General features: G+C 67.7%; 16 protein-coding genes. 10 read left to right on the forward strand and 6 right to left on the reverse strand.

Annotated elements, in window-relative coordinates; genetic code table 11:
- Nucleotides 1-106: 106 nt before the first annotated feature.
- Nucleotides 107-820 carry a response regulator transcription factor gene (locus tag AC1HFW_RS12290; RefSeq protein ID WP_479283617.1) on the forward strand — a complete coding sequence of 238 codons (714 nt, stop codon included), beginning with the start codon at nucleotides 107-109 and terminating at the stop codon, nucleotides 818-820.
- Nucleotides 820-2214 carry a sensor histidine kinase gene (locus tag AC1HFW_RS12295; RefSeq protein WP_479283619.1) on the forward strand — a complete coding sequence of 465 codons (1395 nt, stop codon included), beginning with the start codon at nucleotides 820-822 and terminating at the stop codon, nucleotides 2212-2214. The genes AC1HFW_RS12290 and AC1HFW_RS12295 overlap by 1 nt, the downstream gene beginning before the upstream one ends.
- Nucleotides 2215-2259: 45 nt before the next feature.
- On the opposite strand, the gene AC1HFW_RS12300 is transcribed toward AC1HFW_RS12295, so the two are convergent.
- The 3 genes from AC1HFW_RS12300 to AC1HFW_RS12310 all read right to left on the reverse strand — a co-directional run bounded on the left by AC1HFW_RS12300 (nucleotide 2260) and on the right by AC1HFW_RS12310 (nucleotide 5054).
- The gene (locus tag AC1HFW_RS12300; RefSeq protein WP_479283621.1) at nucleotides 2260-3078 is read right to left on the reverse strand and encodes a TatD family hydrolase; all 819 of its coding nucleotides are present in this window, start codon (nucleotides 3076-3078) and stop codon (nucleotides 2260-2262) included.
- Nucleotides 3079-3139: 61 nt separating this feature from the next.
- On the reverse strand, nucleotides 3140-3829 hold the full coding sequence (locus AC1HFW_RS12305) for an ABC transporter ATP-binding protein (RefSeq protein ID WP_006395833.1): 690 nt from the start codon (nucleotides 3827-3829) through the stop codon (nucleotides 3140-3142).
- On the reverse strand, nucleotides 3822-5054 hold the full coding sequence (locus tag AC1HFW_RS12310) for a lipoprotein-releasing ABC transporter permease subunit (protein ID WP_006395835.1): 1233 nt from the start codon (nucleotides 5052-5054) through the stop codon (nucleotides 3822-3824). The genes AC1HFW_RS12305 and AC1HFW_RS12310 overlap by 8 nt, the downstream gene beginning before the upstream one ends.
- A gap of 190 nt (nucleotides 5055-5244) precedes the next feature.
- On the opposite strand from AC1HFW_RS12310, the gene AC1HFW_RS12315 reads away from it, so the two are divergent.
- Together AC1HFW_RS12315 and recJ are read left to right on the forward strand one after the other, a co-directional pair.
- Nucleotides 5245-6183: a hypothetical protein gene (locus tag AC1HFW_RS12315; RefSeq protein ID WP_479283624.1), complete on the forward strand. Its 939-nt coding sequence runs from the start codon at nucleotides 5245-5247 to the stop codon at nucleotides 6181-6183.
- Nucleotides 6165-7865: a single-stranded-DNA-specific exonuclease RecJ gene (gene recJ, locus AC1HFW_RS12320; protein ID WP_238891032.1), complete on the forward strand. Its 1701-nt coding sequence runs from the start codon at nucleotides 6165-6167 to the stop codon at nucleotides 7863-7865. The genes AC1HFW_RS12315 and recJ overlap by 19 nt, the downstream gene beginning before the upstream one ends.
- 109 nt (nucleotides 7866-7974) lie before the next feature.
- Here the strand turns inward: recJ and AC1HFW_RS12325 are convergent, their stop codons facing one another.
- Nucleotides 7975-13770, reverse strand: a complete 5796-nt coding sequence (locus tag AC1HFW_RS12325) for an autotransporter family protein (protein WP_479283626.1) — start codon at nucleotides 13768-13770, stop codon at nucleotides 7975-7977.
- 169 nt (nucleotides 13771-13939) lie between these two features.
- Nucleotides 13940-15250, reverse strand: a complete 1311-nt coding sequence (locus AC1HFW_RS12330; RefSeq protein ID WP_479283628.1) for an MFS transporter — start codon at nucleotides 15248-15250, stop codon at nucleotides 13940-13942.
- Nucleotides 15251-15547: 297 nt separating this feature from the next.
- Here AC1HFW_RS12330 and prfB point away from each other — a divergent pair.
- From prfB to AC1HFW_RS12350, 4 genes are all read left to right on the forward strand, one after another.
- Nucleotides 15548-16652, forward strand: a protein-coding gene (gene prfB, locus AC1HFW_RS12335; RefSeq protein ID WP_104021788.1) for a peptide chain release factor 2 whose coding sequence is annotated in 2 segments (ribosomal slippage) — nucleotides 15548-15628 and nucleotides 15630-16652 — 1104 coding nt in all. Because the reading frame shifts where the segments join, the coding sequence is not laid out codon by codon here.
- Nucleotides 16653-16694: 42 nt separating this feature from the next.
- On the forward strand, nucleotides 16695-17450 hold the full coding sequence (locus tag AC1HFW_RS12340; protein WP_479283630.1) for an SDR family oxidoreductase: 756 nt from the start codon (nucleotides 16695-16697) through the stop codon (nucleotides 17448-17450).
- A 10-nt stretch (nucleotides 17451-17460) separates the two neighbouring features.
- Complete coding sequence (gene lysS / locus AC1HFW_RS12345) at nucleotides 17461-18984, forward strand: lysine--tRNA ligase (RefSeq protein ID WP_006395845.1); 1524 nt, start codon at nucleotides 17461-17463, stop codon at nucleotides 18982-18984.
- Nucleotides 18985-18999: 15 nt separating this feature from the next.
- The gene (locus AC1HFW_RS12350; RefSeq protein WP_006395846.1) at nucleotides 19000-19323 is read left to right on the forward strand and encodes a hypothetical protein; all 324 of its coding nucleotides are present in this window, start codon (nucleotides 19000-19002) and stop codon (nucleotides 19321-19323) included.
- A gap of 50 nt (nucleotides 19324-19373) precedes the next feature.
- On the opposite strand, the gene pdxR is transcribed toward AC1HFW_RS12350, so the two are convergent.
- The gene (gene pdxR, locus AC1HFW_RS12355; RefSeq protein ID WP_479283634.1) at nucleotides 19374-20885 is read right to left on the reverse strand and encodes a MocR-like pyridoxine biosynthesis transcription factor PdxR; all 1512 of its coding nucleotides are present in this window, start codon (nucleotides 20883-20885) and stop codon (nucleotides 19374-19376) included.
- Nucleotides 20886-21066: 181 nt separating this feature from the next.
- On the opposite strand from pdxR, the gene AC1HFW_RS12360 reads away from it, so the two are divergent.
- Nucleotides 21067-22314: a benzoate/H(+) symporter BenE family transporter gene (locus AC1HFW_RS12360; RefSeq protein ID WP_479283636.1), complete on the forward strand. Its 1248-nt coding sequence runs from the start codon at nucleotides 21067-21069 to the stop codon at nucleotides 22312-22314.
- Nucleotides 22311-23138: a YggS family pyridoxal phosphate-dependent enzyme gene (locus AC1HFW_RS12365; protein ID WP_479283639.1), complete on the forward strand. Its 828-nt coding sequence runs from the start codon at nucleotides 22311-22313 to the stop codon at nucleotides 23136-23138. Before AC1HFW_RS12360 ends, AC1HFW_RS12365 begins: the two co-directional genes overlap by 4 nt.
- Nucleotides 23139-23171 lie beyond the last annotated feature (33 nt).

Below are 23171 nucleotides of genomic sequence, written 5' to 3' on the forward strand. Positions count from 1 at the left end.
TCCGGGGGCTGCAACACGCTTTCCGCAACTTTTACTTTCTTCGCACTTCTTGACACTTCGGCCGCCGGCGACCCGCTATGCTGCCGCAGCAACAGAACCCAAGCGCATGTCCATCTCACCCCCTTTGACACTGCGCCGCATCCTGTTGATCGACGACGACGTCGACCTGGCATTGATGCTGCGCGAATACCTCGAACCCGGCCAGATCGAGCTGACGCTGGCGCACAACAGCGCTCAAGGTTTGCCTTTGGCAATGCAGGGTTGCTTTGATCTTGTCCTGCTCGACCTGATGCTGCCCGACGGCAACGGCCTCGACCTGTTACGGCGCCTGCGCCAGCATTCGCGCCGCCCGGTCATCATGTTCACCGCCCATGGCGGCGAAACCGACCGGGTGCTGGGGCTTGAACTGGGCGCCGACGACTACCTGGCCAAGCCGTTCAGTCCACGCGAACTCAAGGCCCGCATTGGCGCGGTGCTGCGCCGTTTCGAGGAAACACCGCAACCCGCCCCGCTCGAATTGAGCGTGGGCGCGCTGTCGCTCGACGCCGCCAGCGGCCGCGCCCGCCTCGGCGCGCAGGAAGTGCTGCTGACCGGCGCCGAACAGCGCATCCTGGAAATCCTGATGCGCGCGCCCGGCCAGGTGGTGGCGCGCGACCAGATCAGCCTGTACGCGCTGGGCCGCAGCGCCGACCGCTACGACCGCAGCATCGACACCCACATCAGCAGCCTGCGCAAGAAACTGCAGCTGGACCAGGCCGGCGACGCCCCCGCCATCCGCAACCTGCGGGGGCTGGGCTACGTGCTGGCGGGCACGGCCTGATGGCCTGGCTGCCGATCCGCTCCCTGTTCTGGCGCGCCTTCCTGACCTTCTGGGGCGCGATGGCTGTCATCACGGTCTGCGGCATGATGCTGACCGCGGCCGTGGCCTGGTATCGCGTCGATTCGCTGGACGGCCTGAACCCCGGCAACCTGACCCGCGACGCGACGCAGATCGCGCGCACCGACGGCGCCGACGGCCTGCGCCGTTGGCTCGAGGCCATGGATGCGCGCTATTCGGCGCTCAAGATCTACATCGTCGACACGCAGGACCGCGAGATCCTGGGACGCCGCCTGCCGACCCGGCTGGACGACTGGCTGGCCGCCTTTCGCGCCTCGCCCGATGCCAGCATGCTGACCGCCATCGACGTGGCCGCCGATCCCGACGCGCTGCGCGTGTCCTGGTGGCACCCGCAGCTGCTCATCCTGCCGGACCGCAGCCATCTGCTGATGCTGTTCCTGCCGTTCGATTCGTCGCACTGGGAGATGCTGGGCCTGACCCCGGTCGCGCTCGGATTGCTGCTGTTCGCCCTGGCCATCACCGCGCCGTTCTGCTGGGCGCTGACGCGTCACGTGGCGGCGCCGCTGGACCAGTTGCGGCGGGCGGCCCGCGCGCTGGCCGCCGGCAAGCTGGAAACCCGCAGCCCCGCCGTCCTGTCGCTGCGCAAGGACGAAGTGGGCCTCTTGGCGCGCGACTTCGACGCCATGGCCGGCCGCCTGCAGGCGCTGGTCGATACCCGCGAACAACTGCTGCGCAACATCGCCCATGAACTGCGCTCGCCGCTGGCGCGCCTGCGGCTGGGCGTCGAACTGGCGCGCCGCAAGGACGAACGCCAGGACCTGCAACTGGACCGCATGGAGCGCGAATGCGAGCGCCTGGACGCCCTGGTCGGCAGCACCCTGCGGCTGGCGCGCATGGGCGCCCTGCCCTCGCCGACCGAAACGCTGGACCTGGCGGACGTGGTCGATGACGTGGTGCAGGATGCCCGTTTCGAGGCGGGCGATCGCCGCGTCTCGATCGACTGGCGGCGTCCGGCGCCGCTGCCCGTGACCGCCGATCGCGACAGCCTGGCCAGCGCCATCGAGAACGTGCTGCGCAACGCCCTGCGTTTCGCGCCCGAGGGCGGCCTCGTGCGCGTGCGCCTGCTGGCGGATGCCGCCGAGGCCTGCCTGGAAATCGAGGACGGCGGCCCCGGCGTGCCGGAGAAGGAATTGGCGTACCTGTTCGAACCGTTCTACCAGAGCGCGGCGGCCGCCGGCGTCACCCCAGGCGGCGCCGGCCTGGGCCTGAGCATCGCGCGCGCCGCGGTCACGGCGCACAAGGGCCGGATCTCGGCGCGCAACGCCGCGCCGAACGGCCTGAGCGTGCGCATCGAACTGCCGCGCGCCCAGACCTGAGGCAGCCGCAACGCCCCGTATCGCGCCGCGCCAAACAGGGACGGCTCAGTCCGCGTCGGCCAGGATCGCGGAACAGAGCCGCGGCAACACCCGCAGGGCGTTGGCCGTGGTGGCCTGCGCCACCTGCGCCACGGACAGGCCGCGCAGGTCCGCCAGCACCTGGGCGATGCGGGCCAGCTCGCCGGGACGGTTGCGCCGCCGCGGCGGATGCAGCCAGGCCGGCGGGATGTCCGGCGCGTCGGTCTCCAGCACCAGGTGCTGCAGGTCGACGTCGGTGGCATGGCGGCGGATCTGCAAGGCCCGCTCGTAGGTCATGGCGCCGCCCAGCCCCAGGGCGAAGCCCTGCTCGACAAAGGCCTGGGCCTGCTGCGCGCTGCCGTTGAAGGCGTGCGCGATGCCGCCAATGCGGTCGTGGCGCCGCAGGTACTTCAACAGGATGTCCTGCGATTTGCGCACGTGCAGCAGCACCGGCAGCTTGAATTCCGCCGCCATGGCCAGCTGGGCCGCGTAGAAATGTTCCTGCCGCGCGCGCGGCTCGCCCGAGGCGATCTCGGGCACGAAGAAATCCAGGCCGATCTCGCCGATGGCGACAAAGCGCGGATCGCCCAGCGCTTGCCGGATGGCCTCGCGCAGGGCGTCCAGGTCGGCATCGGCCGCGCGTTGCACGTAGAGGGGATGGATGCCGAGCGCGTAGGCGCCGCCGGCCACCTGCCCCGCCAGCTCGCGCACCACACTGAAGTTGGCGCGCTCGACGGCGGGAATGACGATGGCCTGCACGCCGGCGTCAAGCGCGTGCTCGGCCACCTCGCGGCGGTCGGCGTCGAACTCGGCGGCGTCCAGATGGCAATGGGTGTCGATCAGCATGGGCGCGGTCTCCTTGCCCGGGTCTCTTGCCTCATTATCGCCCCACCCGCGGCGGTCGGCGTCAGCCCGAGACCAGCTTGCCGTTTTCCATCAGCAACTGGCGGTCGGCGCGCGCCGCCAGCTCGGGATCATGGGTGACGATCGCGAATGCCGTGCCCGACTCGCGGTTGACCCGCGTCAGCAGCTCGAACATGTTGTGCGCGGTGTGGCGGTCGAGGTTGCCGGTGGGCTCGTCGGCCAGCACGCAGACCGGGCGCGTCACCAGCGCGCGCGCCAGCGCCACGCGTTGGCGTTCGCCGCCCGACAACTGGCCCGGATAATGGCCTTCGCGCGCCGCCAGGCCGACCAGGCCCAGCACCTCGCGCGCCGCCTCGCGGGCCTTGTCGCGGTTCTCGCGCCGCACGATCAGCGGCATCGCCACGTTGTCCAGCGCCGAGAATTCCGGCAGCAGGTGGTGGAATTGATAGACGAAGCCCAGGCTGCGGTTGCGCACCTGGCTCTTCTTCGCTTCGGTCAGCCCGACGGCCAGCTGGCCGTCGACGGAGACCGAACCGCTGCTGGGCACGTCCAGCAGGCCCAGGATGTGCAGCAGCGTGCTCTTGCCGGAGCCGGACGCGCCGACGATGGCGACCATCTCGCCGCGCGCCACCGTCAGGCTGACGTTGCTCAGCACCTCGATGCGGGCCGGGCCCTCGTCGTAGATCTTGACCAGCTTGTCGGCCTGCAGCGCCGGAGTCAGGGTATCAGTCATGGCGCAGCACCTGTGCGGGTTGCAGGCGCGAGGCGCGCCAGCTGGGGTACAAGGTCGCCAGCAACGACAGCACCAGGGAGGTCACGCCGATGGTCACGATGTCGCCCATCTGCGGATCGGACGGCAAGGCGCTGATGAAATAGATCTCGCGCGGCAGGAAGTGCACGCCCAGCAGGCGCTCGATGAACGGCACGATCACATCGACGTTGTAGGCGATGAGAATGCCGCCGGCCACGCCCAGCAGCGTGCCGATGACGCCGATCAGCGCGCCCTGCACCAGGAAGATGCGGGCCACTTCGCCCGGCCCGGCGCCCAGCGTGCGCAGGATGGCGATGTCCGACTGCTTGTCCTTGACCGCCATCACCAGCGACGACAGCAGGTTGAACGCGGCCACCGCCACGATCAGCGCCAGGATCAGGAACATCATGCGCTTTTCGGTCTGCACGGCGGCGAACCAGGTGCGGTTGTTGCGCGACCAGTCGCTCGCCATGACGTACGGCGGCAGCACGTTGCGCAGCTCGGCCGCGACTTCCGGCGCCTTCTGCATGTCGGCGATGCGCAGGCGCACGCCGGCGGTGCCGCTGTCGCGGAAGACCTTGGCGGCGTCGTCGTTGTCGACGAAGGCCAGCGAGGAATCGTATTCATAGTGGCCCGACGAGAACACGCCGACCACGGTGAACTGGCGCATGCGCGGCGCGAAGCCGGCCGGGCTGATGGAGCCCTGCGGCGCCAGCATCAGCAGCGTGTCGCCCACCTTCACGCCCATGCCGTCGGCCAGCTCGTTGCCCAGCACCACGCCGAAACCGCCGGGTTTAAGGTCGGTCAGCTTGCCCGCCACCATCTGCCGCGGCAGGTCCGAGACATTGCCCTCGGTGGCCGGGTCGATGCCGCGCACCTGCACGCCGCGCAGAGCCTGGCCCCGCACCAGCATGCCCTGCGCCGCCACGAAGGGCGCGCCGGCCTTGACCTCGGGGTTGCGCTTGGCGGCGTCGGCGAACTGCTGCCACTGCTCGAGCACCCGCTCGGGCGCGGCGCCTGGGATGTAGAGCTCGATGTGCGGCAGCACCGACAGCATGCGGTCACGGACCTCTTTCTGGAAACCGTTCATGACCGACAGCACCACGATCAGGGCGGCGACGCCCAGCGCGATGCCTGCCATGGAACTGGCCGCGATGAAAGAGATGAAGCGATCGCGGCGGCCGCGTCGCTGGCGGATCCGGGCCAACCCGGCATAGCGGGCGCCGATCCAGAGTTCGTAGGGTATTTTCAGCACGAGCGCATTATGGCATTAACCGGCCGTAAAACCGTCCCCGGAATGCGGGAATGGAAGACAAGCCATGACAAGCTATGGCAAGCGGGGCCGGGCTTAGTTCCCGGGCTGGGTCGGCATCCCGCCAGCGTCTACAATCGCGGCCATGCTGATCGTCATTCCGGGCGCCTTGCCCGCCCTTCCCGTCGCCGCAGAACTGGCCAAGCTGCTGCCCGAGCGCGCGCCCACGCTGCACCGCTGGCTGCAGGCCGGCAGCGCCCGGGTCCAGGCCCACGATATTCGTGTCCAGGGCTGTACCGCGTTCGAAGCCTGGCAATTGCGCCAGGCGGGCTACACGCCCGAGGCCGGCCTGCTGCCGGGCGCAGGCCTGGGCCCGCTGCTGGCCCCCGGCCAGGCCGCGGACGGCCCCGTCTGGCTGGCCGAACTGGTCCACCTGGCCCTGGGCACCGACCAGGCCACGTTGCTCGACCCCGCCCTGATGGAACTGCGCGACGAGGAAACCGCCGCGCTGCTGGACACCGCCCGCCCCCTGTTCGAGGGCACCGGCTTCGCGGTCGACGCGCTGTCGGCTACCCGCTGGCGCCTGCGCCTGCCGGACGGCCTGCGGCCCCAGACCGCCAGCCCGCTGGCGGTGGCCGGCCAGCGCCTGAACGACTGGTGGCGCCAGGACGCCGAAACCCGGCCATGGCGCCGCTTGCTCAATGAAATCCAGATGTCGTGGCATGAGCACCCCGCCAATGAATCCCGCGCCGCGCGCGGCCTGCCGCCGGTCAACGCCCTCTGGCTCTATGGCGGCGGCACTCCATGGGCCATGCGGCCGGCCGGCCAGGAACAGGTCATGACCGACCTGGACGGACCGCAACGCGCCGGCGACTGGGCCGCCTGGCTCGACGCCCTGGCCGCGCTCGACCAGCGCCTGCGGCCGCTGGCCGGTCCCAAGGGCCTGCCGGAAGCGCCCGCCGAACTGCTGCTGCTGGGCGACGACCGCAGCGCCACCCTCACCCTGAAACCGCGCGGGGGCCTGCTCGGCTTGCTGCCCGCGCCCAAGAAAAACTGGAGCGCCTGGTGGTCTCACCCCGCTTAACCGTCCGCCGCGCCGACCTCGCCGCCTGCCATGCCCTGGAAGCCTCGGGCATCCACCCGCTGCTGGCGCGCCTGTGGGCGGCCCGCGGCGTCACCCATCCCGACCAGACCAAGCTGGCCTGGCCCGCGCTGTTGCCGCCGGCCGGCCTGACGCATTCGGCCCACGCCGCCGGCGTGCTGGCCGACGCCATCCAGGCCGGCAGGAAGCTGCTGATCGTGGCCGACTACGACTGCGACGGCGCCACCGCCTGCGCGGTCGGCCTGCGCGCCCTGTCGGCCATGGGCGCCGACGTCGACTTCCTGGTGCCGAACCGCTTCGAGACCGGCTACGGCCTGTCGCCCGCCGTGGTCGAGCTGGCCTGCCGCCACCGCGCCGGCAAGCCCGACATCATCATCACCGTGGACAACGGCATCGCCAGCGTCGACGGCGTGGCCGCGGCCAATGCCGCCGGCATCGGCGTGGTCATCACCGACCACCACCTGCCCGGCGACACGCTGCCGGACGCCCTGGCCATCGTCAACCCGAACCAGCCGGGCTGCGGCTTCCCGTCCAAGAACCTGGCGGGCGTGGGCGTCATCTTCTACATGATGCTGGCGCTGCGCGCCGAGCTGCGCCGCCGCGGCGTCTACGCGCCCGATGGCGGGCCGCGCCTGGACGCGCTGTCCGACCTGGTGGCGCTGGGCACGGTGGCCGACGTGGTCAAGCTGGACGCCAACAACCGCCTGCTGGTGACGCAGGGGCTGCAGCGCATGCGCAGCGGCCGCCTGCAACCCGGCCTGCGCGCCCTGTTCGCCGTGGCCGGCCGCGAGCCGCGCGCCGCCAACGGCTTCGACCTGGGCTTCGCGCTGGGCCCGCGCATCAACGCCGCCGGCCGCCTGGCCGACATGAGCCTGGGCATCGCCTGCCTGACCACCGACGACGAAGCCCAGGCGCTGGAGATGGCGCGCGAACTGGACAACATCAACCGCGAACGGCGCACCATCGAGGCCGAGATGCGCGAACAGGCGATGGCCGCCATGGAGGCGCCCGATGCCGCCCCCGGCGCCACCGTCTGCGTGTTCGACCCGGGCTGGCACCAGGGCGTGGTCGGCCTGGTGGCCTCGCGCCTGAAGGAAAAATTCTGGCGCCCCACCCTGGCCTTCGCGCCGGCCGGCGACGACGAGATCCGCGGCTCGGGCCGCTCGATTCCCGACGTGCACCTGCGCGACGTGCTGGACCTGGTGTCCAAGCGTCACCCCAACCTGATCCGCAAGTTCGGCGGCCACGCCATGGCGGCCGGCCTGACGCTGGGCCGCAACGACTTCCCGGCCTTCGCCCCCGCCTTCGACGCCGCCGTGCGCGAGCTGACGGGCCGCGACAGCTTCGAGCCCGTCATCGAGACCGACGGGTCGCTGGAATCCGGCTACGCCAACGCCGAGGTCGCCGGCCTGCTGCAGCAGCAGGTCTGGGGCGCGGGTTTCGCCGCGCCGCTGTTCCTGGACGAATTCGTGGTGCGCAACCAGCGCCTGGTCGGCGAAAAGCACCTGAAGCTGTCGCTCGAACGCGGCCAGCAGCGCTTCGACGCCATCTGGTTCGGCCACGACCAGTCGCTGCCGGAACATATCCAGGCGGCCTACCGGCTGGAACAGAACGTGTGGAACGGGATGGTGTCGGTGCAGTTGGTGATCGAACACGCGGGGTGATGCAGCCAGCCCGCGCGGGCTGGCTGTGGGCCCTGAGGCAAAGGGCCGTCCCGCCCGTTCGACATGGGGCGGGACGGCCCGTGCGCCCAGGCTGGGCGCCCCCGGTGGCTTAGAACTGATACTTCAGGCTCAGGCCGCCCTGGGTGTCGCGGTAGCGGTGGTCGCCCTGTTGATGGGTGACATTGGCTGACAGCGCGAGGTTGTCGCTCAGGTTGCCCGAGACCGCGACCTTGACTTCGCCGACGTTATCCGCGCCGAGAATCCAGTTGCGATTGGCGCCCATCGTGACCCCGTACTTGTTGGTGTTGTGCAACCAGTTCAATTCGAGCGCGGTCTCGACTTGGCCGGCAAGGCTGGCGCCGGCCGGTTTGCTGACCATGGCCAAGCGCGCCCCGAGGCGGGTCTGGATGTTGCCATCGCCTTCGCCCTTGACCGTGGTCGGGCCCGCATCTTGCTGCACGAAAGTCTTGGCTTTGACGCCGCCGTACAGGACTTGCGCTTGCGGCCGCACGCTGAAGCGGTGTTCGCGGCCGCCGTGGCTGGTGAAGGACGTCACGTCGATGGCATAACCGGCTTCGATCGAGGCGGTCATGCCGTCGGCCTTGTACTTCTCCTTGAGGCCGCTGCCTTGAGCGCTGTTGTCGAAGTCGTTGTAAAGCAGCCAACCATCGACGTACGCGCCGCGATGGCTTTGGCCGTCCTGGTACCAGGTGCCATACACGCCAACGCTATAGCCGTCGACTTGACCGCGGGCGTTGCCGGTGGCGGCGTTGCGGGTCTTGCTGCGCTGTTGCCCATGGCCCGCCATGACGCCGACGCGCCACGCATCCTGGCCGTTCACGCTGCCAGCGATGATCGAACTACCCAATTGCAGCAGGCTGCGATCGGCGCTGAAGCGGTTTTCGCCGTCGAACATCATGCCGTGCGTGGTTCCCCCTGCGACCCGCGCCCAGACCCGGCCGCGCGCGCCGGTGACCGGGTCGACGGACTCACCGCTTTCGCGGTCGCTCAAGCTGGTGTTGAACAGCGTGTTCGCCGCCAGCAGGTTGCTGGCATAGGCCCCAAACAAGGGACTGACGTTGTGATTCCTGATGTCGTCGGAGCTCGGCGTCGCCTGCTTCGCGCTGGTCAGATACCAGATGCCGTTTGCTTTCTTATCGGCATTTTCCTTGCTGTGAAGCGAATAGACATACCCCCCTGCGGTCACGTCGTTGGCAAGCGCGAAGGTATCGGTGCCGGCGCTGCCGCCGACGGCGGTGATGAGGGTAATGCCTTCCACGGTCTGACCGCCCTTGCCGCCTTCGTTTTCGACGGTCACCAAGGTCTTGCCGCTAGCTACGCCCTGGATGATGAGCTTGTCGGCGGGGCTGCTGTCATCGCCCAGCACCGCGCCCAGAATCACGGCGCTGGCATCCTTGCCTTCCCAATCGCCGTCGATGGTGAAGGTCTGAGTGGCGCAAGTGTCGCAGTTCTTGAGATTGAGCGTGCCGCCGTTGAGGAACTTGCCCCTCCCGCCGCCGGCGCCGAGTTTCAGGACGACCGGGGTGGACACCGGCGTCCCGTTGGGTTTCACATCGTTGAATACGATGGTCCCCTGGTTCTCGATCCCGGCGAAGTTCTGGTTGGTCGCGCCCAGGTTGAGCGTGGCGCCCGGCCGGATGGTCACATTGCTGGTATTGGCGATCGCATTGGCCACCGCGGTCTTGAGCGTGCCCGCCTCGACGGTGGTGGCGCCGGTATAGGTGCTGACGGCAGCCAGCTCCAGCGTGCCCGCGCCTTTTTTGGTCAGGGTTTTGCCGTCCCACTTGAAATCATTGGTGATCGCGTCAACGCCCGTCACATCAGCCAGGGCCGTCGCCAGTCTGAACGTGCCGTTTTCAGCGATGGTGAAGTTGCCACCCGATTTCTTTTTATCGGCCTCATTCCAGCGGAGCTTGTAGCTGAGTTCCAGTTTCTTGGCGTCGCCCGTCGCGACCTTGAGGCTGGGCGTCAGGTAATCGATCTCGGTCGCGGCCGTATCGAAGACGGTGACCTTGGGCGAGCCGTTGAGATGGATGCCGTTGGTAGCGTTACCGGCCGGCCCGGTGGCGGGCAAGGTCAGGATGGCCTTGGGCGTGTCCAGCGCGTCGCTGGTGGCAGGCGGATTCGCGTCGGTCAACTGGATGGGATCGTCAGCGGCGATATTCAGGTTGCCATCTTCGTTGATGTAGTCCTTCAGGGTGTCGGCGCCAAGCGGCTTGCCAGCCGTGATGGTCAGCGGCTTTGTTGACGGAATCGTCGAGACGAGGGTGTCCGCCAGGCTGCTCAGAACCCAGATGCCCTCGTTGATCTTGCCGGTTGCGTCTTTTCGGCCCTGCCTGAGCTTGTAGACGTACCCGCCCGCGGTGACCGGGCCGTCCAGCACGAAGGCATTGGCCACGCTGCTGCCGGTGGTGATGAGGGTGATGCCGCCGTCCGCAGTGGTTTCGCCCCCCGCGCCGCCGACATTGCGGACCTTGACGCGGGTCGTGCCGGTCGCTGCGCCAGTGATGTCGACTTTGTCGGTGTTGCTGTCATCGCCCGCCAGTACGGCGGTCAGGGAAATCAAACTGCCGACCTCACCGAGCCAGTCGCCCTGGACCTGGAGGGTTTTGCCAACGGTGCCGTCGCCGGTGTCGAGTTCGAGCGTGCCGACGTTGCTGACGTTGCCAGCCAAGCTCATCGGGCTGGCACCCTTCTTGCCCTCGCCCATGTCGTTGAACACGATGCGGCCGCGATTGGTGATGGCGCCGGATTGGTTGCCGCCCACGGATTGGGCATATCCGCCCAGGTTGAGCGTGGCGCCGTTGGCGATCGTCAGATTGGCGCTGGTGGCGAACGTATTTTCGGCACCGGCTTTCAGTTCGCCCTGGTTGATGATCGTGTCGCCGGTGTAGTTGTTGTCCGCTGTCAATACCAGCGTACCCGGGCCATCCTTGGTCAGGGTCTTACCATCCCACGGCAGGGTGGTGCTGGTGTTCGCACCCACATCGGCCAGCGCCGCGCCGAGCTCGAAGCTGCCGCCGGCAACGGTGAAGGTGCCGTGCGCTTTATCGGCCGTTTCATTCCAGCTGAGCTTGTAGCCGGCTTGCAGTGTCTTGTCGTCCTGCGATTTTGACACGTTGGCCGTCACATAATCGGGTTGCGCCGCGCCGTTGACGGTGACCTTGGGGAGATCGCCCTTGATGGCGCCGGTGACGCTGGTGATCCCGACGTCGCTCTTCTCCGCCTCGCTGACGCCGGCCATCGTCATGTCGAGGGTCACGCCCTCGGCGAAGACCATGTCTCCCTCCGCATTGACGACATACTTCGCCTTCTCTTCGGCGGTCAGCGCCCTTGAGAAATCGAAAGGCAGCGTGGTGCCTGCCTCGATCGTGGGAGGAATGACAGGGTCACCGGCAGGAGGATTAACGGCAGGAGGGTTGACGGCTGGCGGGTCAGCAGCAGGCGGGACGGGCTGAGCCACATCACCATCATTCTTCTTGGCGCTGCTCAGATACCAGACTTTATGGTTGGCCGAATCGGCCTTGTTGAGAAGCGAATAGACCAGGCCGTTGGCGGTGATGGTGTCGGTGTTCAGGGTGAAGGCGCCATTTTCGCTACCGTCGCCAGCGGTGATCAGGGTGATACCGTTCGTGGTGCCCGTCGTCCCTGCGCCGTTGATGTTGCGCACCTGGACTTTGGTGGACCCCCTGGCGGCGCCCGTGATGTCGACTTTGTCGGTGACACTGTCGTCGCCGTTGCCGAGGACGGCGGCCAGTTTGATCAGGCTGTTGGTGCCGCCGACCCAATCGCCGATGACCTTCAGCGTCTTGCCAACGGCATTGTCGCCGTTGTCGAGATCGAGCGTGCCGGCGTTGGTCAGGTTGCCTGTCAGGCTCACCGCGTTCGAGCCGGCCTTGCCGGCATTCATGCTGTTGAACAGGATGGTGCCGTTGTTGGTGATGGCCCCGCCTGCGCTCACGGCCTGGGAAAATCCGCCGAGGTTCAAGGTGGCATCCGCGGCAATCGTCAGCGCGCTGCTTTTTGCAAACGCGTCCGCCACCCCGGCCTTCAGCCCCCCCGCGTTGATCGTGGTGGGGCCGGTATACAGGTTTGCCGCCGTCAACTGCAACACGCCGGGCCCCGCTTTGGTCAGGCTCTTGCCATCCCACGGCGCGGTGGTGTCGGTGTTCGCGCTCACATCGGCCAGCACCGCGCCCAAGGTAAAGTCGCCGCCTTCGGCAATCGTGAAGGTGCCGTGCGCCTTGGCGGGGTCTTCGAGCCAACTGAGCTTGTAGGTGGCCTGGTAGCCGATGGGGTGGGCCGCTATCACAGACAAGTTGAGGCCGAATTTATCAGCATCGACCTCTTCTTGGGTCCGTTCCCCGCCCATGGCGATGGCGGATGCGAACGTCAGGTAGTCGACGGGCGATTTGTCGGTGACGACAATGCCGCCGACGGCAGTCTTGGCGAAATCGCCCTCGACGAAGACTTCCGAGTTGAGTTGATTCTCGGTAACGAACAGGAACTGATCGGCCGCGCTGCCATCGGTGATGCCGGCCAGGTTGAACGTCGTGCCGGTTCTGCTGATAGTGGCTTTGCTGTTATTGAGCGTAAGCCGGAAACTTTCCGGATTGCTGGATTTCGTGCCGTCGCCGTTAAGCGCACTGCGGGCAATGACGGAAAGGGTGCTGCCATCCTTCAAGACCAGGTCGCCGATCCGGGTCTGGCCCCTTCCCGACACCATCAGCGTGGCGCCTTCGCCAACGGTGAGTTGCGGCATGCGCATGCGACCCTGCACTTCAGTCGAAAAATCGGCGGGAAACGTGCTGGCCGACGGCCTAAAAAGCATCGGCCCTTGGTTGATGCTGGCGTAACCTGTGAAGTACCTTCCATTCAAATCAATCCACTCTGCTGCATTATTCACGATATGCAGCGCACTGCTGGAGGAGCCGGCAGGCGCATCCAGCAGCACGCTGCCGTTGATGATGGATCCCGACTCAAGCGTGAGCAGGTTATTGCCACCGGTAAAGTGGAGAGCCTGCCCATAGCGGCCATGGACCCCGCTTTCCTGGGCATCGCCTCCTGCTTTGCCAATGCCCTGCCGCCCAAAACCGGGCGTTCCAGCACTGATTGATCCTGCGGGTTTGGCATCGGTAAACACGATGTCCAGGTCGCTGCCCACAATGGCGGCGCCGCCATTGCCGCCATTGCCGCCCTTCGACGCCGGCAAAACATTTCCTTCGGCATCGACGGTATTGGCGCCGCGGCCATTCACGCCATTGCCGCCCGCGCCGCCCTTGATTGAACCGCCGCCGACAATAATTCGGAGATTGCTGCCATGAATGGCATCCGCGCCGTTGGCGCCATTTTCGCCAACCTGGATGACGGGGGCCCCCGCCTTGCCGCCGACAAGGGACGTGGGAGTATTTATTTGCACCACGTTGCTGTCGCGCAGTGAACCGTCTTGCGTTGTGAAGACATACGCCGTCTTGCCATCGGTCGCGGCCGCATAGGGCGCATCAACCCCGGCAGCCTTGCCGTTGTCGCCATCCAGCCCGGCCGGCTGCGTCTGCACAACAAACGGCGTGTTGTCCTTGCTCAGCAGGATGCTCTGGGTGCCGGCAAGGGTCGCGGGCCCTTCCCCAGCCGCCTCTACCGCATGCACACTGGCCGCCTGCCCCGAGAGAGCCAGGGCGACGTAGAGGGCGGTGGTGGTCTTGCGGGGGATGAAACGCCTGGAGTGGGTGTGGCTTCGGGTGAGCCGGGTCGGTAGACGGAAAGCAGAGCGCGAGGAAGCAACGGTCATGATGGTTTTGAACTCCGCGGCCGCTGCGGTCAGAATGACCAAGGCCGAGCCGCAAATTGCCGGAAAAACATACGTGAATGAGAATGATTCATTCACGCATTACGCCCCAGCATTTTCGGCACAAAACAGGCGGAAAGTTTCGCTGTCGCCGCGAAGCAAGACCAAATGACGCTTGGCGCCGTAAAAGAAAACGGGCGCATCCGCGAGGATGCGCCCGTATCTCTTGCAGGCCCCGGCAAGCGGGGCCGTCGCGCCTGGTTGGCGCCTACTTGTTGACCAGCTTGGCCGGCTGCGCCAGCGCCACCAGCGCGCCGACCACCAGGCATGCCGACAGCATGTACAGGCCGGTGTTGGTGGTGCCGGTCATGTCCTTGAGCCAGCCCACCAGGTAGGGGCTGACGAAGCCCGCCAGGTTGCCCACCGAGTTGATCAGCGCGATCCCGGCGGCGGCGGCCGTGCCGCCCAGCAGCGCGGTCGGCAGGCTCCAGAACAGCGGCAGCACCGTGCAGATGCCGATGTTGGCCACCGTCAGCGCCAGGATGGCCAGCACCGTGTTGCCGCTCCAGATCGCCGAGAAAAGCAGCCCCACCGCGCCGCACAGCGCCGGGATGGCCACGTGCCAGCGGCGTTCGCGGTTGCGGTCGGAGTTGCGCGCGATCAGGATCATGCCGATCACCGCGAACAGGTTCGGCACCGCGGTCAGCAGGCCGATCGCCAGCGGGCTCTGCACGCCCGTGCTCTTGATCAGCGTCGGCATCCAGAACCCCACGCCGTACAACCCCATCACGAACGAGAAGTAGATCAGCGCCATCGCCCACACGCGCGGACGCGTCAGCGCGGCGCGGATCGGCGGGTCTTCCTTGTGCTGTTCCTCGGCCGCGATATTGCGGATCAGCACCGCTTTTTCATTGGCGGTCAGCCACTTGGCCTTGTTGATGCGGTCGTCCAGGTAGATCAGCACCAGCACGCCGATGATCACCGACGGAATGCCTTCGAGCAGGAACAGCCATTGCCAGCCCGACAGGCCGTGGTCGCCGTGGAAGGTGCTCATGATCCAGCCCGAGATCGGGCCGCCAATCAGGCCGGACATCGGCACCGCGGTCATGAAGAAGGTGGTGATGCGTCCGCGGCGGGCGGCCGGATACCAGTAGGTCAGGTAGAGGATGATGCCCGGGAAGAACCCGGCCTCGGCCGCGCCCAGCAGGAAGCGCAGGAAATAGAACATGTGCACGCTGGACACGAACATCATGCAGGCCGAGATGATGCCCCAGGTGATCATGATCCGCGCGATCCAGATGCGCGCGCCGACTTTGTGGAGGATGATGTTGCTGGGGATTTCGAACAGGAAGTAGCCGATGAAGAAGATCCCCGCGCCCAACCCGTACACCGTCTCGCTGAACTGGAGTTCCTGCAGCATCTGCAGCTTGGCGAAGCCCACGTTGACGCGGTCCAGGTAGGCCACGACATAGCAGACGACCAACAGCGGCACCAGCCGCCACCCCACCTTGCGGTAGATCCGGTCCTCCTCAGCCGCCGGGATCGCCGGCGAGACCCCGGGGGCCATAGTGTGTTCCATCAACGTCTCCTCCTCTAACGGGACAGGCCGGCGGTTTACCGGCGGCTTGCCGGTCCCGCGTCCCGCGGCGGGGACATATGGGCCGGCAGATCAAGCCTAGAACCCCATAGTTGACAAAAGACTGAACAACTATGCGCTCTGCGCGCAAACCCCTAGGACCGGCCGGCGGATCCGGACGGCTCCCCGCCGGAACGGCGTTTCACCCCAATCCGTCCCCCTGTATACGGGCGGGCCCCACGGGCCGGCGTCTTACACGGTAAAATGCCCGGTTTCGCACAAAAGTCATCAGGAATCATCATGGAAGCCGAACGTCAGAACCAGCTCGCAGCCCGCCTCGCCGACTACGCGGAGCGCGAACAGGCTCTACGGAGGTATCTTTGACTACGATGCCAAAGCTGAACGCCTGCAAGTCGTAAACGCCGAGCTCGAAGACCCGGCCGTCTGGAACGACCCCAAGCACGCCCAGGACCTGGGCCGTGAAAAGAAAGCCCTCGAGGACGTGGTGGAAACGCTCACCGGCCTGGGCATGGGCCTGGCCGACTCGAACGAGCTGTTCGAACTGGCCGCCGCCGACAACGACGACGCCACCCTGGAATCCATCGAACTGGACGCCAACGCCTTCCAGGAAAAGCTGGAAAGCCTGGAATTCCGCCGCATGTTCTCCAACCCGGCCGATCCCCTGAACTGCTTCCTGGACATCCAGGCGGGCGCGGGCGGCACGGAAGCGCAGGACTGGGCCTCGATGCTGCTGCGCCAGTACCTCAAGTACGCCGAGCGCAAGGGCTTCAAGGCCGAGATCCTGGAAGAATCCGAGGGCGAAGTCGCCGGCCTGAAGTCGGCCACCATCAAGATCGAGGGCGATCACGCCTTCGGCTACCTGCGCACGGAAACCGGCGTGCACCGCCTGGTGCGCAAGAGCCCGTTCGACTCGTCGGGCGGCCGCCACACCTCGTTCGCCAGCGTGTTCGTCTACCCCGAGGTCGACGATTCCTTCGAAGTCGAAGTGAACCCGGCCGACCTGCGCGTGGATACCTACCGCGCCTCGGGCGCGGGCGGCCAGCACATCAACAAGACCGACTCGGCCGTGCGCCTGACGCACATCCCGACCGGGATCGTGGTGCAGTGCCAGAACGACCGCTCGCAGCACCGCAACCGCGCCGAAGCGATGCAGATGCTGAAGTCCAAGCTGTACGAACTGGAAATGCGCAACCGTATGGCCGAGCAGCAGAAGCTGGAAGACTCCAAGACCGACGTGGGTTGGGGCCATCAGATCCGCTCGTACGTGCTGGACCAGAGCCGCATCAAGGACCTGCGCACCAACGTCGAAATCTCCAACACGCAGAAAGTGCTGGACGGCGACCTGGATCCCTTCATCCAGGCCAGCCTCAAGCAAGGCGTGTAAGTTCCGCGACACTTCCGTCCACCGTACCCCGAGGGTTCACGCATGTCTGACACCATCGCAATTCTCACCGGCGCTTCGCGCGGCATCGGCGCCGCCATGGCGCGCGGCCTGGCCAAACCGGGCACCCGCCTGATCACCCTGGCGCGCCGCGAAGACCCCGAGCTGGCCGCCTACGCCCGCTCGCAGGACGTGCAGCTCGAACAGCTGTCCGTGGACCTCTCGGACCTGGCCGCGGCCGAGGCGGCTGCGCGCCGCATCTGCGACGCGCTGCCGCGCGACGCCAGCCGCTACCTGCTGATCAACAACGCCGGCACCGTGCACCCCGTGTCCGGCACCGACGCGCTGATCGACGGCCCGGCCATCGCCGCCGCCTTCAACCTGAACGTGACGGCCGTGATGCTGCTGACCGCGCGCTTCCTGGCCGCGGTCGAAGACCTCAAGGCCGACCGCCGCGTGCTCAACATCTCGTCCGGCGCCGGCCGCAACCCCAATGCCGGCTGGGACGTCTACTGCGCCACCAAGGCCGCGCTCGACATGTACTCGCGCGTGGTCAAAGAAGAACAAGGCGAAGGCGGCGCGCGCGTCGTCTCGCTGGCGCCCGGCATCGTCGACACCGACATGCAGGCCGCCATCCGTTCCAGCGACCCCAAGAGCTTCCCGGCACTGGCCAAGTTCCAGGACTTCCACGCCAGCGGCAAGCTGTCCGCGCCCGCCAACGTGGCCTCCCGCATCCTCGCCTACCTGGATCGCGACGACTTCGGCACCACCGAAATCGACGACATCCGCAATTACGACTGATCCCCCGACCATGACCGACCACACGACCGCTCCGGCCCCCGCCCAGGATGAAAACCGCTTGATCGCCGAACGGCGCGCCAAGCTGGCCAAACTGCGCGAGACCGGGGTCGCGTATCCCAACGATTTCGTCCCCGACGCCCGCGCCGCGGCCCTGCACGACAAGTACGACGACCAGGAGCAGGAAGCCCTGGCCGCCGCGCCCGTCACCGTCAAGGTCGCCGGCCGCATGATGCTCAAGCGCGTCATGGGCAAGGCCAGCTTCGCCACGCTGCAGGACAGCACCGGCCGCATCCAGATCTACCTGGACCGCGGCACGCTGGGCGAAGACAGCTACGCCGCGTTCAAGCAATGGGACATCGGCGACATCATCGCGATCGAAGGGTCGGTCTTCAAGACCAACAAGGGCGAACTGTCGGTGCACGCCGCCACGGCGCGCCTGCTGTCCAAGTCGCTGCGTCCGCTGCCGGACAAGTTCCACGGCGTGGCCGACCAGGAACTGCGTTACCGCCAGCGCTACGTCGACCTCATCATGACCGACGCCACGCGCCGCACCTTCGAGGCGCGCAGCAAGGCCGTGGGCAGCATCCGCCAGTTCATGCTGAACGCCGGCTTCCTCGAAGTCGAAACGCCCATGCTGCACCCGATCCCGGGCGGCGCGGCGGCCAAGCCCTTCGTCACGCACCACAACGCGCTGGACATGGAAATGTTCCTGCGCATCGCGCCCGAGCTCTACCTCAAGCGCCTCATCGTCGGCGGCTTCGAGCGCGTGTTCGAAGTCAACCGCAACTTCCGCAATGAAGGCGTGAGCCCGCGCCACAATCCGGAATTCACGATGATGGAGTTCTACGCGGCCTTCGCGGACTACCGCTGGCTGATGGACTTCACCGAGGAACTGATCCGCCAGGCCGCCATCTCGGCCACCGGCAGCGCCGTGCTGACCTACCAGGAACGCGAGCTGGACCTGTCCAAGCCGTTCGACCGCCTGACCATCTGCGAAGCCATCCTCAAGTACGCCCCGGGCTACACCCAGGCGCAACTGGACGACCCGGTCTTCGTGCGCGCCGAGCTCAAGAAGCTGGGCGCCGACGCCGACGGCCCGGTGCTGTCGCGCGCCGGCCTGGGCGCGCTGCAACTGGCGCTGTTCGAGGAAACGGCCGAAGCCAAGCTGTGGAACCCCACCTACATCATCGACTACCCGGTCGAAGTGTCGCCGCTGGCGCGCGCCTCCGACAGCCGCGAAGGCATCACCGAGCGCTTCGAGCTGTTCATGACGGGCCGCGAGATCGCCAACGGCTTCTCCGAGCTGAACGATCCCGAAGACCAGGCCGAGCGTTTCCGCTCGCAGGTCGAGGCCAAGGACGCCGGCGACGAGGAAGCGATGTACTACGACGCCGACTACATCCGCGCGCTGGAATACGGCATGCCCCCGACGGGCGGCTGCGGCATCGGCATCGACCGCCTGGTCATGCTGCTGACCGACAGCCCCAGCATCCGCGACGTCATCCTCTTCCCGCACCTGCGCCGTGAAGACTAAGACGCAGGCGGCGTCATGATCGTCAAGATCCTGATGCTGGCCGCGGTGGTTGCCGCCCTGTTCTTCATGGTGATGCAACCCCGCCGCGGCCGCGGCGGCTACGCCACGGGCCCCGCGCCCGTGCGCCGCACGCCGCTGTTCATCGCGCTGTGCCTGGCGACCGCGCTGGCGCTGACCGGCACGCTGGTCACCGCGGTGATCTGGATGGGCAGCGTCGCCGGCGGCGTGACGGGCGGCGGCTACCACGGCGAAGCCGATTTCCTGCTGACCATCGCCGGCGCCCTGCTGGCGATCGCCGTCGCCTGCGGCGTCGGCGCTTTCCTCAAGCGCAAGGGCTGACCCCGCGCCACGGGCCGCCCGCGCGGCCGCCGTCCGCGACTCTCCTGCCCCTACCCCTTCTTTTTCAACACGGCCGCCAGGCGCCGCATGGCCAGGTCGATCTCGTGCTCGCTGAGCGAGGCATAGCCCAGCAGCCAACCTTGCAGCGCGGGCGTGCCCGCATACAGCCGCGCCAGGCCGGGCAGCGCCAGGCCCGCCTGCGCGGCGCGGCGGACGGTGTCGGCCTCCGACCATCCCCCTTCCAGCAGGCAGGGCACCTGCAACCCGCCTTCGGGACGCAGCGCGCGCGCCACCCCCGCCAGGTGCTTGCCAACCGCCTCCAGCATGGCCTCGCGCCGCGCCGCGTACAGCTTGCGCATGGCCCGCACGTGGGCGTTGTAGTGGCCGTCGGCCATGAAGCGCGCCAGCGTCAGTTGCAGGATCTGCGGCGTGTGGCCGTCGACGATGCTGCGCGCGCGGCTGAAGGCGCCGACCAGCTCGTCGGGCAGGGCCATGTAGCCCATCCGCAGGCCCGGATAGAGCGTCTTGCTGAAGGTGCCCAGGTAGATCGTGCGGCCGTGCCGGTCCAGCCCCTGCACGCAGGCGGTCGGCAGGCCGTCGTAGTGGAATTCGCTGTCGTAGTCGTCCTCGATGATCCACTTGCCGCTCTCGGCGGCCCAGCGGGTCAGGTCGAGCCGCCGCTCCAGCGACAGCGTCGCTCCCGTCGGATACTGGTGCGACGGCGTCACGTAGACGCAGCTGGCGCCGCTGCGGTCGGCCCGCAGCAGGTCGGTGCGGATGCCCTGCGCGTCGACGTCGATCGGCACCACCCGGGCCTCGGCGAATTCGAACGCCTTGCGGGCGCCGAAGTAGCCGGGGTTCTCCAGCAGGATCGGTTTGCCCGCGTCCACCAGCAACTGCGCACACAGGAACAGCGCCTGGCGCGTGCTGCTCAGCACCACGATCTGCTCGGGGCGGACCTTGGCGCCGCGCTCCAGGTTCAGGTAGGTCGCGATCGCGCGGCGCAAGGGCTCGGCGCCTTGCGGATCGCCATGCAGCAGCACATTGCCGCGGTGGTCCTTCATCACCTGCCGCTGCAGCCGTTCCCACACGGCGGTCGGGAAGGTGCGGGTCTCGGGCAGGCCGGTGGCGAACGCCTGGATCGTCTGCTGGTCGGCCACGCCGCCGCTGTCGAAGATCGCGCGCCCGCGCCGGCTCAGGCCCGCCGCCGGCGCGGCCGGTTGTGGTGCCTCGGGTCGCCGCTCCCGAAGCGAGGGACGGCGCCGCGCCGAGCCGCGCAGTTCGGTGCCGATCGTCTCGGACACGTAGCTGCCCGAGCCCTTGCGCCGCGCGATGAAGCCGTCGCGCTGCAACTGCACGTAGGCGTTCTCGACCGTGTCGCGGGCCACGCCCAGCGACTGCGCCAGCGCGCGCGTGGCGGGCAGTTTCACGCCGGGGTCCAGGTCGCCGTCCAGCACCAGCGCGCGCAGGGCGCGCTGGATGCGCAGATGCAGGTCGAGCGGCGCCAGGTCGGCGTCGCCCATGCGGATCTTCAAGGTCTCAAGCGCGAAGGTCTTGCTCATGTGGCCTGCCCGAAGGCGATGAAAGCGTCGATGAAAGCCGACCATTCTAGTCGCGGCCGGATACGCCGGGACGAAAAAAGTGGTCTGGTCTTGGCATCCGAAGTGTACGGTCATGACAGGCCAATACAGCGCTACAAAGTGGGCTGCCACTCAACCCTTGCCGCGTTCCACCGCCCCTTCCATGTCCTCCCCCAGCGCCTCCTCCCTGCTTTCGCGCGATCTCATCCATCCCATCGTCGCCGGCCTGATCTCGGTCATCGTCAACTACGGCGGCACCTTCATCCTGGTGTTCCAGGCCGCCAAGGTCGCCGGCCTCAGCCCGGCGCTGACCGCCTCCTGGGTCTGGTCGGTATCGATCGGCGTGGGCGTCACCGGCATCCTGCTGAGCGGGATCAGCCGCGAGCCGGTCATCACCGCCTGGTCCACGCCCGCCGCCGCCTTCCTGGTCACGGCCCTGGCCACCACGCCGTACGCCGAGGCCATCGGCGCCTACCTGATCTCGGCCGCGGCCTTCGTCCTGCTGGGGTTGTCCGGCTATTTCGACAAGGCCATCCGCCTGATTCCCCCGGGCGTGGCCGCCGGCCTGCTGGCGGGCATCCTGCTGCCGTTCGGCATCGGCGCCTTCGGCGGCATGAGCCTGGACCCGCTGCTGGTGGGCTGGCTGATCCTGGCCTACGTCGCGCTCAAGCGCTACACGGCGCGCTACGCCGTGGTCGGCATCCTGGTATCCGGCCTGGCGCTGCTGCTGGCGCAGGACCGGGTCGACCTGTCGGGGCTGCGGCTGGAATTCGCCGCCCCGGTCTTCACCGCGCCCGCGTTCTCGCTCAATGGCCTGCTGAGCGTGGCGCTGCCGCTGTTCCTGATCACGCTGACGGGCCAGTACATGCCCGGCATGCTGGTGCTGCGCAACGACGGCTTCAAGACCAGCGCCAACCCCATCGTCACCATCACCGGCCTGGGTTCGCTGCTGATGGCGCCGTTCGGCTCGCATGCCTTCAACCTGGCCGCCATCACCGCCGCCATCTGCACCGGCCGCGAGGCCCACGACGACCCGTCCAAACGCTGGATCGCCGGCATCGCCGCCGGTGTCTTCTACATCCTGGTCGGCATCTTCGGCGTGACGCTGGCCGCCGTGTTCATGGCGCTGCCGGCCGCCTTCATCACCACATTGGCGGGCCTGGCCCTGCTGGGCACCATCGGCGGCAGCCTGGCCAGCGCGCTGGCCGACGCCAAGTCACGCGAGGCCTCGCTCATCACCTTCCTGGCCGCCGCCGCCAACATCAAGTTGTTCGGCATCGGCGGCGCCTTCTGGGGCCTGGTGATCGGCCTGCTGGCCCACGCCCTGCTCAATGGCCGCCTGCCCTGGCGCGCGGCCCGTTACACTGCATCGACGCGTTCCGACTCCGCGCACAAGCAACTGGTGAAATGATGACGACTTCCCCCGACAGCGCCGCGGCCACGCCGGCCGACGGCGACACCCAGACCCGGCACGACCAGCACGGCCGCTACCCGCAGGCCCTCAGCGTCGAGGATTTCCAGCACAACCTGGCCACGATCCACGCCCGCATGGCGGCCGCCTGCCATCGCGCCGGACGCGATCCGGCCAGCGTGCGGTTGCTGCCGGTCAGCAAGACCATGGACGAATCCCGCATCCGGCTGGCCCATGCCGCCGGCTGCCGCCTGCTGGGCGAGAACAAGGTGCAGGAAGCGCACCGCAAATGGGAGAACACCACCGACCTGGCCGATCTGCGCTGGTCGGTCATCGGCCACCTGCAGACCAACAAGGCCAAGCTGGTGGCGCAGTTCGCCAGCGAATTCCAGGCGCTGGACAGCCTGCGGCTGGCCGAGGCGCTGGACCGGCGCCTGCAGGCCGAGGGCCGCGCGCTGGACGTGTTCGTGCAGGTCAACACGTCCGGCGAGCCCAGCAAGTATGGCCTGGCGCCCGATGACGTGGCGGCCTTCATCCAGGCGCTGCCGGCTTATTCCGCGCTGCGCGTGCGCGGCTTCATGACGCTGGCGCTGTTCTCCAGCGAGGTCGAACGCGTGCGCCAGTGCTTCGTGTTGCTGCGCGGCCTGCGCGACCGCCTGCGCCAGGAAGCGCCCGCGGGCATCAACCTGGACGAACTGTCGATGGGCATGTCCGGCGACTTCGAGATCGCCATCGAGGAAGGCGCCACCCTGGTGCGGGTCGGCCAGGCGATCTTCGGCGCGCGCGCGCTGCCGGACAGCCATTACTGGCCGGATCCGGCCTGATGTCGCCAGGGGCGCCGCCGGCGCCCCGTGCCG

Source organism: Achromobacter sp. ISS7, assembly GCF_056523125.1.

Excerpts from the sequence above, each read along its gene's own strand:
- AC1HFW_RS12290 (WP_479283617.1), top strand. The coding sequence starts at position 107 with ATGTCCATCTCACCCCCTTTGACACTGCGCCGCATCCTGTTGATCGAC.
- AC1HFW_RS12365 (WP_479283639.1), top strand. The coding sequence starts at position 22,311 with ATGATGACGACTTCCCCCGACAGCGCCGCGGCCACGCCGGCCGACGGC.
- AC1HFW_RS12295 (WP_479283619.1), top strand. The coding sequence starts at position 820 with ATGGCCTGGCTGCCGATCCGCTCCCTGTTCTGGCGCGCCTTCCTGACC.
- AC1HFW_RS12300 (WP_479283621.1), bottom strand. The coding sequence starts at position 3,078 with ATGCTGATCGACACCCATTGCCATCTGGACGCCGCCGAGTTCGACGCC.
- AC1HFW_RS12350 (WP_006395846.1), top strand. The coding sequence starts at position 19,000 with ATGATCGTCAAGATCCTGATGCTGGCCGCGGTGGTTGCCGCCCTGTTC.
- lysS (WP_006395845.1), top strand. The coding sequence starts at position 17,461 with ATGACCGACCACACGACCGCTCCGGCCCCCGCCCAGGATGAAAACCGC.
- AC1HFW_RS12305 (WP_006395833.1), bottom strand. The coding sequence starts at position 3,829 with ATGACTGATACCCTGACTCCGGCGCTGCAGGCCGACAAGCTGGTCAAG.
- pdxR (WP_479283634.1), bottom strand. The coding sequence starts at position 20,885 with ATGAGCAAGACCTTCGCGCTTGAGACCTTGAAGATCCGCATGGGCGAC.
- AC1HFW_RS12360 (WP_479283636.1), top strand. The coding sequence starts at position 21,067 with ATGTCCTCCCCCAGCGCCTCCTCCCTGCTTTCGCGCGATCTCATCCAT.
- AC1HFW_RS12340 (WP_479283630.1), top strand. The coding sequence starts at position 16,695 with ATGTCTGACACCATCGCAATTCTCACCGGCGCTTCGCGCGGCATCGGC.
- AC1HFW_RS12315 (WP_479283624.1), top strand. The coding sequence starts at position 5,245 with ATGCTGATCGTCATTCCGGGCGCCTTGCCCGCCCTTCCCGTCGCCGCA.
- AC1HFW_RS12330 (WP_479283628.1), bottom strand. The coding sequence starts at position 15,250 with ATGGAACACACTATGGCCCCCGGGGTCTCGCCGGCGATCCCGGCGGCT.